Annotated in this window: 15 protein-coding genes and 1 pseudogene; 14 read left to right on the plus strand and 2 right to left on the minus strand. The window is 34.0% G+C overall.

All coding sequences use genetic code 11. The features are described 5' to 3' along the window. Positions 1-2: 2 nt before the first annotated feature. Positions 3-3,032: a SusC/RagA family TonB-linked outer membrane protein gene (locus QLS65_RS07925; RefSeq protein ID WP_282716522.1), complete on the minus strand. Its 3,030-nt coding sequence runs from the start codon at positions 3,030-3,032 to the stop codon at positions 3-5. 450 nt (positions 3,033-3,482) lie between these two features. Between QLS65_RS07925 and QLS65_RS07930 the strand changes: the two genes are divergently transcribed. From QLS65_RS07930 to QLS65_RS07970, 9 genes and pseudogenes are all read left to right on the plus strand, one after another. Further along, positions 3,483-3,896 carry a hypothetical protein gene (locus tag QLS65_RS07930; protein WP_282716524.1) on the plus strand — a complete coding sequence of 138 codons (414 nt, stop codon included), beginning with the start codon at positions 3,483-3,485 and terminating at the stop codon, positions 3,894-3,896. A gap of 235 nt (positions 3,897-4,131) precedes the next feature. Then, a complete protein-coding gene (locus tag QLS65_RS07935; RefSeq protein WP_282716527.1) occupies positions 4,132-4,902 on the plus strand; it encodes a hypothetical protein in 771 nt (256 codons plus the stop codon). A 75-nt stretch (positions 4,903-4,977) separates the two neighbouring features. Next, positions 4,978-6,069, plus strand: a complete 1,092-nt coding sequence (locus QLS65_RS07940) for an ABC-three component system protein (protein ID WP_282716530.1) — start codon at positions 4,978-4,980, stop codon at positions 6,067-6,069. Continuing rightward, entirely contained in the window at positions 6,054-6,575 is a 522-nt protein-coding gene (locus QLS65_RS07945) for an ABC-three component system middle component 2 (protein ID WP_282716532.1), read from the plus strand. The genes QLS65_RS07940 and QLS65_RS07945 overlap by 16 nt, the downstream gene beginning before the upstream one ends. After that, positions 6,565-8,427, plus strand: coding sequence for an AAA family ATPase (locus QLS65_RS07950; RefSeq protein WP_282716534.1), 1,863 nt, complete (start codon positions 6,565-6,567; stop codon positions 8,425-8,427). Before QLS65_RS07945 ends, QLS65_RS07950 begins: the two co-directional genes overlap by 11 nt. 332 nt (positions 8,428-8,759) lie before the next feature. Beyond that, a complete protein-coding gene (locus QLS65_RS07955; RefSeq protein ID WP_282716535.1) occupies positions 8,760-9,725 on the plus strand; it encodes an SRPBCC family protein in 966 nt (321 codons plus the stop codon). A gap of 182 nt (positions 9,726-9,907) precedes the next feature. Then, positions 9,908-10,252: pseudogene (locus tag QLS65_RS07960) on the plus strand (MerC domain-containing protein); the annotation flags it as partial. A gap of 30 nt (positions 10,253-10,282) precedes the next feature. Then, a complete protein-coding gene (locus QLS65_RS07965) occupies positions 10,283-10,522 on the plus strand; it encodes a GDCCVxC domain-containing (seleno)protein (protein ID WP_282717150.1) in 240 nt (79 codons plus the stop codon). Between the two features lie 109 nt (positions 10,523-10,631). Then, positions 10,632-11,066: an NUDIX hydrolase gene (locus QLS65_RS07970; RefSeq protein WP_282717154.1), complete on the plus strand. Its 435-nt coding sequence runs from the start codon at positions 10,632-10,634 to the stop codon at positions 11,064-11,066. 84 nt (positions 11,067-11,150) lie between these two features. On the opposite strand, the gene QLS65_RS07975 is transcribed toward QLS65_RS07970, so the two are convergent. Beyond that, positions 11,151-12,821, minus strand: a complete 1,671-nt coding sequence (locus QLS65_RS07975; protein WP_282716536.1) for a tetratricopeptide repeat protein — start codon at positions 12,819-12,821, stop codon at positions 11,151-11,153. Between the two features lie 351 nt (positions 12,822-13,172). Here QLS65_RS07975 and QLS65_RS07980 point away from each other — a divergent pair, with 351 nt between their 5' ends. From QLS65_RS07980 to QLS65_RS08000, 5 genes are all read left to right on the plus strand, one after another. After that, positions 13,173-13,910 carry a hypothetical protein gene (locus QLS65_RS07980; protein WP_282716537.1) on the plus strand — a complete coding sequence of 246 codons (738 nt, stop codon included), beginning with the start codon at positions 13,173-13,175 and terminating at the stop codon, positions 13,908-13,910. A gap of 325 nt (positions 13,911-14,235) precedes the next feature. Further along, positions 14,236-15,096 (plus strand): helix-turn-helix domain-containing protein, encoded by an 861-nt coding sequence (locus tag QLS65_RS07985; protein WP_282716538.1) that lies wholly within the window; start codon positions 14,236-14,238, stop codon positions 15,094-15,096. A 110-nt stretch (positions 15,097-15,206) separates the two neighbouring features. Continuing rightward, entirely contained in the window at positions 15,207-15,887 is a 681-nt protein-coding gene (locus tag QLS65_RS07990; protein ID WP_282716539.1) for a hypothetical protein, read from the plus strand. Positions 15,888-15,917: 30 nt separating this feature from the next. Continuing rightward, a complete protein-coding gene (locus QLS65_RS07995; RefSeq protein WP_282716540.1) occupies positions 15,918-16,466 on the plus strand; it encodes a hypothetical protein in 549 nt (182 codons plus the stop codon). A gap of 273 nt (positions 16,467-16,739) precedes the next feature. Further along, complete coding sequence (locus tag QLS65_RS08000) at positions 16,740-17,228, plus strand: hypothetical protein (protein WP_282716541.1); 489 nt, start codon at positions 16,740-16,742, stop codon at positions 17,226-17,228. Positions 17,229-17,347 lie beyond the last annotated feature (119 nt).

The raw sequence follows: 17,347 nt of genomic DNA on the forward strand, positions 1-17,347 counted from the left end.
AGTTAAAAGGTGATTTGTAACCCTACACTAAGGACACGTAGCGGTGGTAGATAGCCTGCTGATTTAAATTCTGGATCAGCACCTGCATACTCGGTAAAAGTCAACAGATTCTGTCCCTCGACAAATACTTTGCAACGCATATCCTTTAATTGGAGAGGAAGATCATACGAAAGTGAAATGTTTTTCAACCGTATATACGATGCATCACTGATTGCGGCATCACTGCTGGCATATCGGCTTGCCGCATTAGCCGCCTCACCATTCGCTCCCGTAGTATACATTTGGTGCGAGGCGATGTCCCCTGGCTGTTTCCAACTGTCAAGAACTGTTGTCGGTTGTTGTGATAGCATTCCTGCAGGGGCAAAAAAGGCGGTAGCGTTGTAATTCTCCTGCTTCACAAACTGGAATAAAAAATCCAGTTGTAGTTTTTTATAGCGGAAACTATTTTGAAAGCCTCCAAAAAATTTAGGATTAAAATCCTTTACCAGCGTTCGATCACCGCTAAAGGTAATTTTTCCGTCTCCATCTCGGTCCGCAAAAGTATAGAGTCCAGTTGCAGGATCGACTCCAGTAAATTGATACACCTTTTTGATATTTAAGGGTTCTCCAATAGAATAAATGTTTTTGTAGGTCGAGGATTCAAGGTCTGGAAATGCAACCAGCTTGTTGCGCGAAACAGTTATATTCAGGTTACTTGTCCAATTGAAATCTTGGGTCTGTACGTTAACAGTTCTCAAAGTCAATTCTAATCCTTTATTCTCCACCGTAGCGGCCAGATTAGATTGTATCGAGAAGAATCCCGTTGTTCCCGGCAGTGGCATTCCTGCCAGTTGGTTCGAGGAGCGGTTCTTGTAATAACCAGCCGTAATAAAGATGCGGTCGTTTAAGAACCCTGCTTCCACCGCAGCCTCCAATTTTCGGTTGGTTTCCCATCCAAACGCGGGGTTAAAGAGTCTAGTAGGCTCTAGTCCTATGATACCGCCGTAGTTGCTACCCGTAGAACCATAGGTGTCTAGGTATTGGTAATCCCCTATCTGGTCACTTCCTGTCACACCATAGCTTGCCCTGATTTTGCCAAAGCTTAGTATTTTACTGTCCTTCAACACATCTTCACGCGAAAAAAGCCACGCTCCTCCTACGGCACCAAAACTGGCAAACCGCTTCCCTGGTCCAAATCGGCTGGAACCGTCACGTCTTCCCGTCAGGTTCACTATATACTTGCCGTTCCAATTAAGGTTTATCCTTCCAAAAAGAGCCGCATAGCGATACTCCTGCTCTTGGCTCAGCAAGATGCTTTTTACTGAGGCTGCGGCAAGGTTATAGATAAGGCTGTTGCTTGAAAAACCTTGACCAAGGTCATCCCTCATTTTTCCTTCTTGCGATTGAAAGCTGCTTCCTGCCAATACATCCAAGCCCATTTTCCCAAACTGCTCTTTGTAATTAAGCTGCGGTTCAATAATCCAGGATTTGCGTGACATAGTCCCAACTTTCAAGGCCGAATAAGAAGCTCCTACGCCATAGGCAGGATCATACTGTGTGGAGGGCAATGCAGCAGTTTCATTGTTATCGGTGGAGGTATAACCAAAATTCGACTTAATTTCAAAATTTTTACTGATCTGGTACGATAATACTGAATTGGCAATCAGGTCATAGGTTTTTGCCTCATATTCCCCTTCAAGGCTGCTCAACGGATTGATCCAAGTGCTATTTTCCCAGTTCAGGCTCCCGTCTGCTTGGTAGAGTGCAGGCGCATTGGGTGCTAGTGCCAGAGCCGAGGTCATCAGATCGTCACGGGGTTGAAGGTTATGTTGTATCGTATAGCCTACCGTGAAGATCGAACGGAAGCGTTTGTTTTCAGACTCATGGTTTACATTCAGGTTAAAATTGGCTTTCTTGTAATTAAAATCACCAGGAAATACCGTCGTCTGTTTATTGAAGCTTCCGCTGGCAAGATACTGTGTACCTGCTGAACCTCCCGAAATCGAGGAAGACAGCGTAGTGATTTCACTCGTATTGCCTAGCAGTGTTTCCTGCCAGTCTGTATAGCGGCTCCTGTCCCAAGTGCCGTTCACATCGTAGGCTTGGTCAGGTAAAGGACTGATGCCGTCATTCGCAAAGGCTTGTTCACGCATGGCAAGATACTGTGGGGTATTCAGCAAATCCATAAATCGGGTAACGCTCCCCACACCTTTTGAAACATTGGCGGTAAATTGCGTCCCTCCCCTCCTACCTTTCTTGGTGGTAATCAGCACAACACCGTTGGCACCACGAGAACCATATATGGCCGTAGCATCAGCATCCTTCAATACTTCTATGCTCTCAATCTGTTCGGGATTAATGCTGTTCAGCGGGCTGGGTTGTCCGGGCAGTACTGGTGATGCCTGCCCGCTTCCTATCGGATCAGTAGCATAAGGCACTCCGTCAATAATATAAAGCGGGTTATTGCCATTGCTACGTACACTGTTCAGTCCCCGTATCTGGATATCAAATCCCCCTCCGGGTACGCCTGTTGTCTGTGTAATACTCACACCAGCCATTCTGCCCTGCATGGCAGCAAGCACATTTGTTACAGGCTGTTTTTCAATATCCTTTGCCGTGATTTTAGAAATACTCCCGGTGCGTTCGCTTTCTTTAACACTGTAGTAACCTGCATTAATTTTCACTTCCTGCAGTTGGGTAGTATCTTCTTTTAGTTGTATGTTTATTGTTTTTCGTCCGTTTATGGTCTCTGTAACGGTTTTAAATCCCATGAAACTAAAGACTAAAGTATCATCAGGCGACGCTGCGAGGGTATATTGCCCGTTAAAGTCAGAGATAGTTCCAGTCGTAGCTTTTCCTTTTATGGAAATTGTCACCCCGGGTAAAGGGCTTGTACCATCAGTAATGGTGCCGCTTATTTGGGTTTGTTGGGGTAAGGACTGCATTTGCCTCAGTAGCTTATTACCTAAAGCAGGGGTGTAACTTAGAGAGAACCCAAAAATAATCAGGTACCAAAAAGCTGAACCACCATTGTAAAATGAAAATTTATTCATAATATTGGGTTAGTTAAATGAAACGTTAGTTTTGTTAGCTACGGTCCTCTATACTAGTTTGGTGACGAATTAGAGGGCCATTTTTTATATTTTTTAATAACCTGCACTGAAGTTGACTAACTCAAAATAAAGAATAAACAGCACAGGTATTAAGTAGGCATTTTTTTTATTTCATAGGCATACCAAAGGTTAAGCGGTTAAACATTAACTGTTGCTGCGAGACAATAAAAATGAAGAAGCGGTGCTAAGAATATAAGCGGAGTATGTGCCTATTAGTATAAAAAATGGCATGGAACTCAGCTTATTGCACTAGAGGTATTGGCCATACCTTACCACAAATAAGTAAGCCCACGCCATGGGACGTGAGCATCTTACTTATCATCTCGTGGTAATTTGAAAAGGCCAATTTTCTAGTACGAGATTCAAAGCGAATGCTTCAAATATTTTTATATGAAGAATCGCAAATTTAATAAAATGAGTACTACTTTGTTAGTACTAGAGCCAAATATATTAAAAAATATCGGTACTCCAAAGCGTACCGATATTTTATTTAAGTTATTGTTAATTGCATTTGTGAAAAAAGATTTAGAAGAACATATAAAAGTGAAGATTGCTACAAGTCTACACAAGCTTTTGCAAAGCAATGGCAAAGATGCTGTAGCTCAAAGCTATAATGATATCGCTATAGCTGCCGATATCCGTAAAGCTACCGTTTCCGATACTTTTAACGCAAAATCTTCTCCAAATTCCTCAACGTTAATTTTGATTTTAGAAGCTATGGGTTATTCACTTCGTGATTTTGCACATATATATGATACTATAAAAGATTCTGAGGTTCTTGCATTCAAAAGAGGTTTAATATAATTGTTAATTCTAAATTATGTAAGAAAAAGATTTCGGTATAATTTTTTTATTTATTTTTGCACTAACCCATAATCCCTAATTAAAACTACTTTGCAAGTTTTGTACAGTGCAATATAAAGCTACATTTTTGATAGAAAGCCATTCGAATTTGGGTGGATTGTAGCCACTTTATGTCTGGTATATACAAGTTAGCGGTAATTATGTAAAACCGCACGAGAATAATATATGAAAGATGATGAATACTAAAAAAATATTTGACGAAAATGGACAAGGATTTACACGGATTTTTTCTTCTGATAAGGTTGAAAAAGTAAATCCTGTTGAGTATTATAAAACATACGAACTTGAAAAAAGAACAATTTCATTACGGGATTTATTAAATGCTAAAAATCCATTTCTTACATCATTATTAGAGGATGATTTTTTTATAAAAAATGCGGAGGAAACTTTAGTTGGTTTTTTCGACCAATTTGAAAATACTAAAGTTCACAACAATTTTTTAGAATTGCTAAAAACAACACGTAAAAAAGACCAAGTAAAGTTATTAAGAGGAATGACATTAAATCCTGACGAACTAATGTCACTTATATTTAAGTCCTATAATGATTTTGGTTTTATATACAGTAAGTATCTTTTTGAAAATTTACCAAATGGTTTAGAAGGAAAAAAACTACCTAAATTATTTCACATAAAAGATGATGGAACAATTGAAAAAGTAGGCGAAACCGAATTAAGCGATGGACAACTTAAAAATGTAATTGAACAAAGAAAAGTGATTGTGTCGCATTTTTTTGAGCAAGATGATATTTGGCATTGTTTTTTTCTAACATATAACAGTATAGCAGGTAAAGAAAACCATAATAGCGGACAACCTCATTTTCATTATATATCAAGTGGTTTTGAAATATCTAAAGAAGATTTTATTGAAAGTATGAGAACAGGAAATTATAAATCAACTAATATTCATTTTGATTTATTAGAATATGGAAATCAACCAAATAAATAAAATAACTAGTGCTAATGGGCGTTATGGGCAAGACTAACAAACCGACAAAGTAATTCACATTATGACTTTTAAAAATTGAAAGAAGAAGAAGAATTAATAGAACCTCAGGAACCACAATCTATTGGATTGTTATCGAATAGTGATGTTGTTCTTGGAATTCCTATACCTCCAATTGACAGATTAAAAATTGTATCCGCTGAAAATTTTGAAGATATTGTTAGAGAATGGATCGCTGGGTACTGCAAAACAAAATACACGAAAGTCAGAAAACCCGCTGGAGCAGGTGACAAAGGTAGAGACGTTATTGCATTTATTGGTAATAATGGTGACTGGGACAATTATCAATGTAAACATTATGACCACCCACTTCACCCTGGTGACATTTGGCTAGAACTAGGGAAACTTTGTTATTATACTTTTCATAATCACTACCAACTACCGAAAAAATATTTTTTCGTTTCACCTCAAGGGGTGGGAAATACTCTTGGGGACTTATTAGATGAACCCGAAAAATTAAAAAAGGAATTAATTGACAAATGGGATGATAAGTGTAAAGTAAAAATAACAAACACTGAGAATATTGAATTAACTACTGAACTTAACGAATATATTGAAAGCATTGATTTTGGAATCTTCACATCACTTGATCCACAAGAATTAATTGAACAACTTAAAACGACAAGGTACTTTGCCTCTCGTTTTGGTGGCGGATTACAACAAAGAAAAAAACCGTCAATTAATTCATTTGAAAATAAAGAATACTCGTTGAGATTTATAGAACAATTGTTTGAAGCCTATTCAGATCATATCAAAATTCCGATAAGTAATTTAGAAGACCTTAAACCGTATACAGATTATTTCGAGCACTTCAATAGAAATAGAAATTGTTTCTATTGGGCTGAAGCACTAAATCAGTTTAGTAGGGACCATTTACCTCCAAAGAACACTTGTTTTGAAGACTTGAAAGAAGAAGTTTACATTGGCGTTGTAAATACTTGTAATAATGCACATAAAAGTGGATATGAAAACGTGTTAAAAACAACTAATGAAGCTACCAAACTAACTCTTAGTGGTAATGCGTTACTTGAAAAAGCACAAATTCAAGACAAAATTGGGATTTGTCATCATCTTGCAAATGAAAATAAATTAAAATGGATAAAGAAATGAACCCTTTTGAAGAAAGAAATACAACAGTTTTTAATTCACCCCTTGAAGTTGGTTTAAGAGTACTATACATTTTAAATGAACTTTATCCTAAAGGATGTGACTTACAAAGACTTGTTTATTACGATTATATATTGGTTCATTCCAGTGATGTTCCAAATGGCCCTAAGAGTATTCATCCTTGTATCCCTCATAGAACATCAGAAATATTAATAAAGAGGGAACTTGTTAAGAAGGGATTAACTTTAATGAATAGTAAGCAATTAATAAAATCAATATTTGATAAAACTGGTATACTATATTCTTCAACGGAGTTAACAAACCCATTTTTAGAGTATAACAATTCAGAATACGCTAATAAATTAAAAAGTGTTTCTAACTGGCTTGTGAATAAATTCGAAGCATACAGTGATGAAAAGCTATCATTATTTATAAAGAACAATATGGATGTTTGGGGTGGAGAATTTTCTAAAGAATCACTTTTAAGAGGAAAAATTAATGAGCAATAATTACGGTTTTTATATTAGTAAACTTCACGTAACGGGTCTTAATAGCAAGACTGCGAAACTTGAATTTAGTAAAGGATTCAACTTAGTTTCTGGATTATCAGATACTGGTAAGTCATATATTTTTGCTTGTATAAATTTCATGTTAGGAGGTGGTGACATTCCTAAAGATATACCTGAAAGTATTGGCTATACCGATGTATTTCTTGAAATAAAAACATTCACCAATAAAACATTTACACTTAACCGTAGCTTGAATGGAGGTAATTTTAAATTAAAAGAAGTTGAGATTGAAAAATTCATGACTCAAGGAGTTTCAAGAGATTTAAAAAGTCAACATTCAAGTAATAATGATGATAATATTTCTAGTTTTCTGTTGACATTAAGTGGTTTTGGGGAAACTTATGTGAGGAAAGATAAACAAAATGTAAAAAGAGAACTTAGCTTCAGAGATATTGCCAAACTTACCTTAATTGACGAAGAAAGAATAATTACTGAAAAATCGCCTGTTTATTCTGGACAATATACAGAACAAACACAAGAACAATCAGTACTTGAAATTTTACTTACAGGTAAAGATGCTAAAGATTTAGAACAGGTTGAAGATATTAAAATTTTCACTGGTAGAATAAAAGGTAAAATCGAATTCGCAGATTCTCTTATTAAAGAATTATCACAAAAAATAGAACTCATTGAACAAGAGAATCCAATTGAAAAGGAATTACAATTACAAAAAAGACTAGATGAGCTTACTATGGTTCTGGCCGACTCTAGCATGCAGCTTGAAAAATTAGGTAATGAAAAACAAAGTCTTTATAATGAAATTAATTCGATTGAATCAAAAGGAATATTACAAGAAGAATTGTCACACCGTTTTTTACTATTAAAAGAACATTACTACAGTGATATAAAGAGGCTTGAGTTTATTACAGAAGGTGAAGAATATTTTTCTCAATTAACGGCTATAAAATGTCCATTGTGTGGTGGTGATATGGACAAGGAACACTATGATTGCATTATTGAAGAAGGTGAAAAATCATCAAGTGTAATGAACTCTATTGAAGTTGAGTTAGATAAAATTAGAATTAAACTAGCAGATCTTGAAAGTACTTTAAAGCAATTACATATTGATAAGGAAGAAAGGAGGCTAACTCTATTAGCGTTAAACAGGCAGTATGAAATTGTAAAAATTGAAATACAAGAGAAAACAGAACCGATTAAATCATCCACAAAGAAGGAAGTTGACACTTTAATAACAGAATTATCCTTAATCAAGGAAAAAGATGTTCTTAAACAACAACTCGACAACTACTTTTTACAAAAAAGTTTAATGGAAAAAGAGTTAGCCAAAAAACCAAAAGTAGGAGAACAAACGGATGGAATAAAATATACTGTCTTCAAAGAATTTTGTAATTCAATAGAGAAAATCCTTAAAAGTTGGAAATACCCTAATATTTCAAGCGTAAATTTTGACGATTCGTATAAGACTTATGATATTGTGCTAAATGATAAAAATCGTAAAGCACATGGCAAAGGTATTCGGGCTATAACATATACTTCCTTTGTATTGGGTTTAATGGACTATTGTATTAATAAGGATTTACCTCATTCAAGAAATATTATCCTTGATTCTCCATTGACAACATACCAAGGTAAAGAATCAAAAGTTAAGTCAGTAGAAATTGCAAAAGATATGGAAGATGCATTTTTTACCGACCTATCAGCAGTAGATAGAAATCGTCAAATAATTATGTTAGATAACAAAGACCCAAATGACGAAATTATATCAAAAATTAATTACATTCATTTTACAGGTGATAAAACAAATGGCAGACAAGGTTTTTTTCCGATTTAATATTTTGGAAGCTGGATTTGTAAAAAGCCCAACTTATATCAGCTGTGACCGTTGCGTAACCTCTCCAAAATTGTAAAATCTCAAAATAATTCTAAAAACCTCGTTTAAGTTATTTTAAGCGAGGTTTGTTTTGACCTTACTAATTGTAGAAGTTGACTGTTTTTGTTACATAATTTGTAATAAAAAAGTATATTAGCCAAAGTATATTAGCCAAAGTGTATAAAGCCATTTTATGGCACAAAGCCAACCATGTCTAAGATTTAAGTCGCTTTATAGCTGGGATTTACAAGTTGGCAGGCAGTTTTAGAAACATCAGAAGAAATCAAGATCATATGAAATTATTTGACAAATTAATCATTTTAAATGAAACCAAACGGAAATGGGTTTCAATAATGATTACAGCCATTATTGCTGGAATTTTATCGCTTTGGGGAATTTATGGGATTGGAGAATATGGAATTGCACTTTTTATGCTAACACCATTTTTAATCGGATTTTGTTCAACATTACTTTATGGTTACAAACACAGAATTACAAAAAGTCAAGCTATTTGGATTGGATTTTCAACACTTGCAATTTGTACACTTGCTTTAATTGCATTTGCAATTGAAGGATTGATTTGTATTATAATGGCTGCTCCAATCGGAATTTTATTAACTTGGATCGGAAGTTTGATTGGATTTAGTTTATTACAAAAATCATCAACTTCCACACCATCAGTTTTATTAATTCTTATTGCTATAATTCCGTTAACTTCGTTTGTAGAAAATAAAATTAAACCAGAATTGACTTCAGTAACAACCTCGATTGTTATAAATGCGGAACCTTTGGAAGTTTGGAAAAACGTAATTGAATTTCCTCAATTAGATGAACCAACCGAATTTATATTTAAAACTGGAATTGCATATCCTATAAACGCTAAAATTGTTGGAAGTGGAGTTGGTTCAGTAAGACATTGCAATTTTACAACTGGAAGTTTCGTTGAACCAGTAACAGTTTGGAACGAAGGAAAGTTATTGAAATTTAACGTTCTTGAACAACCAGCACCAATGAAAGAATTAAGTTTTTGGAATATTTACGCACCACATTTACATGATTATTTTATATCGAAAAAAGGTCAATTTAAACTAACGAAATTGGAAAACGGAAAAACTTTACTTGAAGGAACAACTTGGTATTATCACAATATAAAACCTGCATTTTATTGGCAAGAATGGAGCGATTTAATAATTCATAAAATTCACGATAGAGTTTTAAAACATATTAAAAAGAATTCTGAAATAAACCTAAAAAAATAAAACGATTTGCTAATAGCGGCTTTAAAAGATTTGGGCTTTTAGGTTTAATTTGTGAAAGGTTTTGCATTTGGAAATTTATTCGAACTGAAAAATAAGCCTTAATTTAGTTCCAAACCTAGTGAAAGTCACAAGACATTAGAGTAAGACTTGAGTGACGGAAACGTAAAAATAAATAATTAAAAATGAACTTTAAAATAAAAAATAATATTGACAAACTTGGAACGGCTGGGCTTTTCTTGACTGCAATATTTTCACCTTGCTGTTTTCCGCTTTTTGCATTTACAGCTTCTGCACTTGGACTTGGTAGTTTTGAACTTTTCGGTGGTTGGACAATGTGGATTTTTCATGCAATGGTTTTAATTTCAATTAGTGGACTTTATATTTCTTACCGGAAACATCTTTATTTGTATCCTTTACTAATTGCAATTCCGAGCGGAATAGTAATATTCTTTGCTTATTATTTTAGCAAATCCGAAAATTCAACATATTTAATTTACACTGGGATGTTTGGACTTTTTATTGCTACAATTATAAATTATTATCGAAATAGACTTCAAATAAATTGTGAAACCTGTGCAACATATGAAGAAAAAACTGTTGAATTAAAATCGACTATTACTTGCCCAAATTGTGGACATAAGAAAGCAGAAATGATGCCGACAAATGCGTGCGAATTTTTCTATGAATGTGAAAAATGTAAAACAAGATTACGACCATTAGAAGGAGATTGTTGTGTATATTGCAGTTACGGAACTGTAAAATGTCCACCAATACAAGTTGGTTCTGGTTGTTGTTAGAACAAAAAAAATAGTCTAATCGCTAATTGGTTTTACAAAACTAAATATAACAGTAAAAACGACAGTATTACAGGATTCGAAAAATGAAGTTAAAGAAAAGTGCTGGGGTATACTTTTATATAAAAGAGTCAATAAGCAATTGTTTGTCTTGCTTGTGCATCCCGGTGGTCCGTTCTGGAAAAACAAAGATATAGGACACTGGTCAATACCAAAAGGAGAATTCAACGATGGAGAAAATGCATTTGATGCAGCCATACGTGAATTTGAGGAAGAAACAGGAACTCGATTAGATGGAGATTTTATCGAGCTTGTTCCTGTAAAATTAAAATCTGGCAAAGTAGTTTATGCTTGGGCATTGGAAAAGGATATTGATACAGATGCTGTAGAAAGCAATACTTTTGAAATTGAATGGCCACCAAAGTCTGGAACATTAAAAAGTTTTCCGGAAATTGACAAAGCAGCATGGTTTACTGCTGAAGAAGCTTTGGAAAAAATCAATGTGGCAATGGGTGATTTTATTTTGCAGTTGGTAGGGAAGGTATGAAACCTAAACAAAAAAACATATGTATGAATCATACCCTAATAAATTGTAATTAAAACCTGTAATCCCAATGATTTCAATTATAATTTATTGCTCTTTTAAAAGTTCCTCAATAAAGTATGATGTTGGCATCTTGGCTCTTGAAAAAAAAGCAGTAGCAAAACGTTGTGTGCTACTAAACCCAATTTCTTCTGCTAGTGCTTTATTTGTATAATTTCTCATCATCTTATCTTCTTTCAATAAAATAATCAAATAATCTACTTTTAGGTCATTGAGATAATCAACAAATTTTTTATCTCGGTAGTGGGATATTATTTTGGAAATATACCTTGTGTTTGAATCAAAGGCTACTGCAAGCTTTGTCAAAGTTAAATCTTTTTCCAGAAATTTTTTATCCTTTTCAAATTTCTCCAATTGCTTTAAGACTGCTGCTACCGTGTCTTGATTTATGTCTTCTATTCCATTGGCTATGTTTTTGGATTCAAGTTTAGTGGCGACTTCACTTTTTTTCATCAATTCATCAAATCTTTGCCTATAGACCCTCTTGTTTCTAATATGTCTATAGATAAGAAATAATACAGATAAGAATAAAAAGACTATTACACTTGTAAAAATGAAATCGTTATACTTTCTTTTATCTAATAAGTTTTCGGCTTTTTTCTTCTGTGCCAGCAATTCTTTAGTGTCGTATTCTTTGTGGATTCTTCCAGATACATATCTGTATCTACTGTTTAAGATGCTGTCCACTTTAAGTAGTTTTTCAATATAATAAAGTTGACGATCCGGATTGCTTTTGGATTTAAAGTAGCTGATTAATAATTCATAATTATTGCGAAGATCAGGACGAATGTATCCTTTATCATTAAAAATGACATCTACTTTTTTGAAATAGGCTATCGCCATTTGGGGATTCTTAAGATCCCAATAACTTTTTCCGATATAAAAATACCCAACAGCTTCATTTGCGAAATCCTTGTTTTTAAGTATGATTGGTAGCGAATAGGTTATTTTTTTAATAGCTGCGGCATAATTGCTACGAAAATACTGATTAATTCCTTCCGAGTAATTGAAGTACCCCTCCATTTCATCATTATTGAGTCTTCGCCCTTCCGCAATGCCCTTCTCGTTTGTTTCCGTACATAACCCATAATTGCCAATGCGATTATAACACAAACCAAGTGAATGAAGAGAATTTAAATAGCCTCTGGAATCACCTTTTTTAAAATAATCGATGCATTCCCTAAACAAAGAAATCGCCTCATCATAAAATCCAAGATAATACTTAATGTGTGCAATATTGTATTTCGTCTTATATATCAAATACTTGTCATTGGTTTTAGAAATAAAATTATTTGCGATAAGATAATTATCTAAAGCATAATTATGCTTTTTCTGGGCATAGTATACGATTCCCTTTGATAGATAGGCTGAGCCTATCAAAGCATTGTCCATCGATTTCTTCGCTGTATAGATCATACTGTCAGCATACACCAGTTTTAAATTTTCTGGTGAGCGACGAAGATAATTTTTATAGCCATTTACGATCTCCTGCGAATTTTTTTCTGATTTAGCTTTCGATAAAAAGGATTGAAGGTAAAGAGACTCTTTAACAGGATCATTTTCTGATTCCTTTATCCTTTCAAAGAGATAATCATAATCCTTATTTCGAATCGTATCAGGAATTTTAAAATAGATTTCCTGCGCGCAAACTTGATCTCCTAAACAAAGAGATAAGATTAGTAGATACTTTTTAATCATAGGTTAAATTAAAAATGGGGTACTATTTTATTTACAAAAATATTTTTGAAAGCAAATGATAGGCTGATAAAAATATAACGGGATATTTTTCTGGAAATTGCATCAAATACAATATAAACAATTAATAATGAGTAAATTTTCGTCAAAAAAAGGGTATGGATTTTCAGAAAATCCATACCATAAATTATGAAAATCCATACATCATGTGTTGCGGGGTTGAAATTCGACTTCTAGATTTGCCTCGAATTCAAAAGCAAAAACATTTAGCATCGTGCTAAATTAAAGTTCTGCTTACCCGGGTGAAATGAACTGACTACAAAAATAGTTGGACACATTTAACACATTTTAATCATGAAAAATATTTCATTAGGATTAGTGATTTTATCATTACTAATCGTCTCTTGTACCACTGACTCTATTGATAATACTGAAAGTATTAATGGCAAGGTTAGCAGCAAGAAATCAGAAAAATCAGCTCGTTTGGTGCAAAACTTGACCCCAGAAAACCCAGCAAACATATATGACTTTGCGGGTAAGTTACATAATGACATCCTTGATATTTATTTGACAGGTAATTATCAGTACAATACAATAGCACAAATCAGCCAACAAGTCGAAGCCATCGCAGCTGAGAATAATGATTTAATGCTCTTAAACTTAGGAACAAATCTGTCCATTAATCTTGATGTAATACAAGAGATCGTAAATAATCCTCAGGCTAAACTAGATGAAGCTATTGCAAATTCTACAATGACAAATGTAGCAAAAGGTAGTCTTTCCAGTTTTATGAACGATGTGCTTTTATGGAAAAACAATTCCTACGAGGAAATTTATCAATCCATAATTTCATATGAATCATCCGTGATGACTAATCCTGAATTTAACAACGAGGATAAGAGAATTATCCTCACCACTTCATCCATAGTCCGGTATTCACTCTATTATGATCCGCCGCGTAAAGATGAAGATTGGGACTCCTCTGTTGGTCATCGTGTTGGAGGACTTAGTGGTGCCATCGATAATTCATCTACCGCAGTAATCAGGTCACTTGTAGCAGGGATTATGATAAATAATCTTATAACGGAGTGATAATGCACCGTATCCTACTCATTGAAAAGGAAATAATATACACGTTTAGCGTGTTTTTGATTCTCTTCAATCTCGTTAGTCTTTATTTCATCGTAGACCTATTATCCTACGATGAAATGATTGACTACCTCACAAATGGCGAGATAAAAAGTAGTAACCCACGGAATCTCGCCTACTTATTTTTTGTGAGCGGTATGTCAAATTTACTTTTTGTTTCAGTCTCATTGATGGCCAGATTACTATCTAAGTAAACGCTCAAGCCACTTAAACCAAAGTAAAGTCAATTTAACCGATTGCAATTATAATTCTATAAAAGAGTATTGTTTTGGTAAGTAAAAATTCAAAATATCGCCATTTAGGTTTGCAAGTCTACATTTTTGAAAGCTTTACATCTAAAATAGCTTTTAGTGAGCTACTTATGTTGGATCGTTTTTCTATTCTGATCGTAAATTCGGGTTCTTTTTCTATACAAATAAATAATAGAGAAGTTACTATCTTCGAAAATGAGCTGTTAGTGGTTCCGATGCGAAGTTCATATGAAATTTTGATTATGAGCGACCAATTGCAAATTTGCCTGCTATCATTCACACCAGAGTTTGCTTTTGAGAATAGTATTAGGAGACCTCATATTGGATATTTTGAATTTTTTATTACCAAATTATCTTCCAAAATCTTTCTCAAGAACAAAGATGTGGTATTACTTATTGATCTGTTTAAATTACTTAATAGTAAAGTACTGCGTTCCAGTATCCATATTTTTAAAAATGAGACAATCCTTTTTACTTTTAATCTGTTACTGTATGAATTAGCAGGAATGTATCACAGATCCTCTTGGCATATATCAGTAAAACACACAAAAAAGGAAAAACTGGTCATGCAATTTATTACGATTTTAGAAATGAATTGCAGAAAACAACATAGTGTAAAATTCTATGCGGATACTTTACTGGTCACGACAGACCATCTTAGCAAAACTGTCAAACAAGTTACCGAAAAAACTGCGAAGCAATTTATTGAGCAGGCCATTATTCTTGAAGCAAAAATTTTGCTTCAAAACAACCATTTAACTATTTTATATATTACAGAAGAATTGCAATTCAGCAATTCTTCTTTTTTTAGTACTTTTTTTAAAAGACATACCTCCCTGTCTCCTTCTGAATATCGTTTAAGATTAAATTTCCATTGAATACTATGTAATACGTGTTTTGATCGGGTTAGAAATGTTCTATAAGCATTGATTTAGAGTACTGTCGATCTACGATCGAGAGAAAGATTTACTAAGTAAAAGTAAAAAACATGACTCAAACCTATCTTTTAGAGTGGCTGGATTTAACGGTTACTTCAACCCTTAATCCCAATAAAACGGATCTTACTATGATTACTCTAATTCAATCAAGAGCGATTATTGAAAAAGCGACTGAGCAAACATTTTTTATCCAGTCACAGTTTACAGTACAGGTTTTTTCGCTTACTAAGGAGAAACAGATTAAAATTTTAGTTGGTAATTATTATTCGTCATTGCTATTTCTTTTAAATAAAATCACAGAAATAAATAGTAGCAACGATTTACACAGAGATAATCTAAAAGAGGTTACAGCTACTTTAATTTCTTGTTTGAATGAATTAATAACTTTTGTAGAATCAAGATTTTCAAACTATTTAAGTGCGCCCTTTCAAATTATTGAAAAAAAGATAAATGAACCCTATGTAACAGACTCTCCTTCCGGCAAAATTTTATGCAAACTTTCAACGGATCAGACAGCTCTAATACTTAGGGCATCCAATGAATTAAAAATTCTTATTTCAAAATCAATGAATCATTTATTTAAAACAATTGTTCCTTTTCTATCCACTCCAAATAAAGTAAACCTCTCTTATGATGCTATGCGTAGCAAAGCTTACGTTGCCGAAGAAAGGGATAAGGAAATAGTAATTGAAACATTGGAACGCATGATTAAACAGATTAAAGAATATTAACTAAATATTAATAATTTAAAATTTAAAAACATGAAAAAGCTACCCTACATTTTGACCACAGTGATTCTGATAATCACAGGCTGCCAACCTAAAAAGCTAGATGAGAAATTGGCTACTGCCATTATTCTAGAAAAAAATCATTATCCTACTATTGTAGACCATAATATTTTCTGCAATGATCCTGTACACGCTTACACCATTTTTAAATCGGGATTGGTAGAAAAAGGATTTGTAAAAGTGCTTCAAAGCAAGAAATTTGGTGACACAACCTCTTTCGTGAGTTTTACCGATGCTGCAAAACCTTACTTACTGCCTACATCCAAAGATGATAAAAGATATAAAATTCAACGTGTAAAAGTAGCAGATGAAGAGTTTGGAGCGATTAAAGAAATAAGGATTATGAGTTCTGATAATAAGGCCATAGTGACTTACAATACAGTTCGAAGAAAGAATGTTTTTGCTGTTGCTGTTAAAAATGGCTTGCGAGACACGCTGAATTATGAAGTGTATTTTATACGAACCGATGATGGTTGGCAACTAATGGATAAAAAGTCGGAAATTGAATTTTCATCATTTTAGAATAGGAATAACTATCCTAAAATAATTTATTTCATCATCAAATTGGCCTCCCATTGTGGAGGCTTTTTTATTTTTTTGCATTTTTTTTATCTTTTTATCCCTGATTTTACTGAGGGTCCAAGGGGTACAACTCGGGGTACAACAAAAAGTTGGACTTGTGACGATTTCTTGTCTATCGTTTCTTTGCCCTGTAATGACGAACATCCGGATTTGGAAAACTTTCCATTAAACGGATTGCAAAGAACTAATGTAGAACGATAAAATGAAGAAAGTATGTTTACAAACATTTCATGGGGCAATTATATAGTTGTAGTTGTCCTGCTATTGGCAAGTTGGTATTTATTTGTTGGATTGCGATTTTATTTTGATGACATCAAAGAAATCGTGACAGGAAAACGGAAACTTCAATTCCACAGATTAGGAAACACAAATTACCAAGAACCCCAATCTGAATTAAACTATCAGAATTCACCTGAAGTGACTTCAACCCAATCTTCATTTGGAGAGTTTGATACTACTTTTCAAGACGTAGATAGTCTGGTAGAACGATTGAAAAACGTTATCGCAGATGCTGCCAAAAGAAAATTTCATAAACAGGAATTTCTGGACTACATCAAATCAATTCTTAGGGAGTATCCATCTGTAAAAGATTCTCCATTTCGTTCCTCAGTAAGCGAGCTGATTGTCTCAGAATGTGAAAAACTCGAATCCATCACTTTAACTCAGACAGAGGCGGAAGGATTGTGGGATGAAAAAGACTAAAACAATATAGCGAAGGAAATGCCCCTGTCCGTCCCGGCGCGGTATGGCTTATGTAACAGGAAAGTGGAATTGCGACAGTGGCAACCCCTTCGTTTTTTTATCTAATTATTTGAACTTTA

Origin of the sequence: Flavobacterium algoritolerans (genome assembly GCF_030010385.1) — a bacterium.
GTDB lineage: Bacteria > Bacteroidota > Bacteroidia > Flavobacteriales > Flavobacteriaceae > Flavobacterium > Flavobacterium algoritolerans.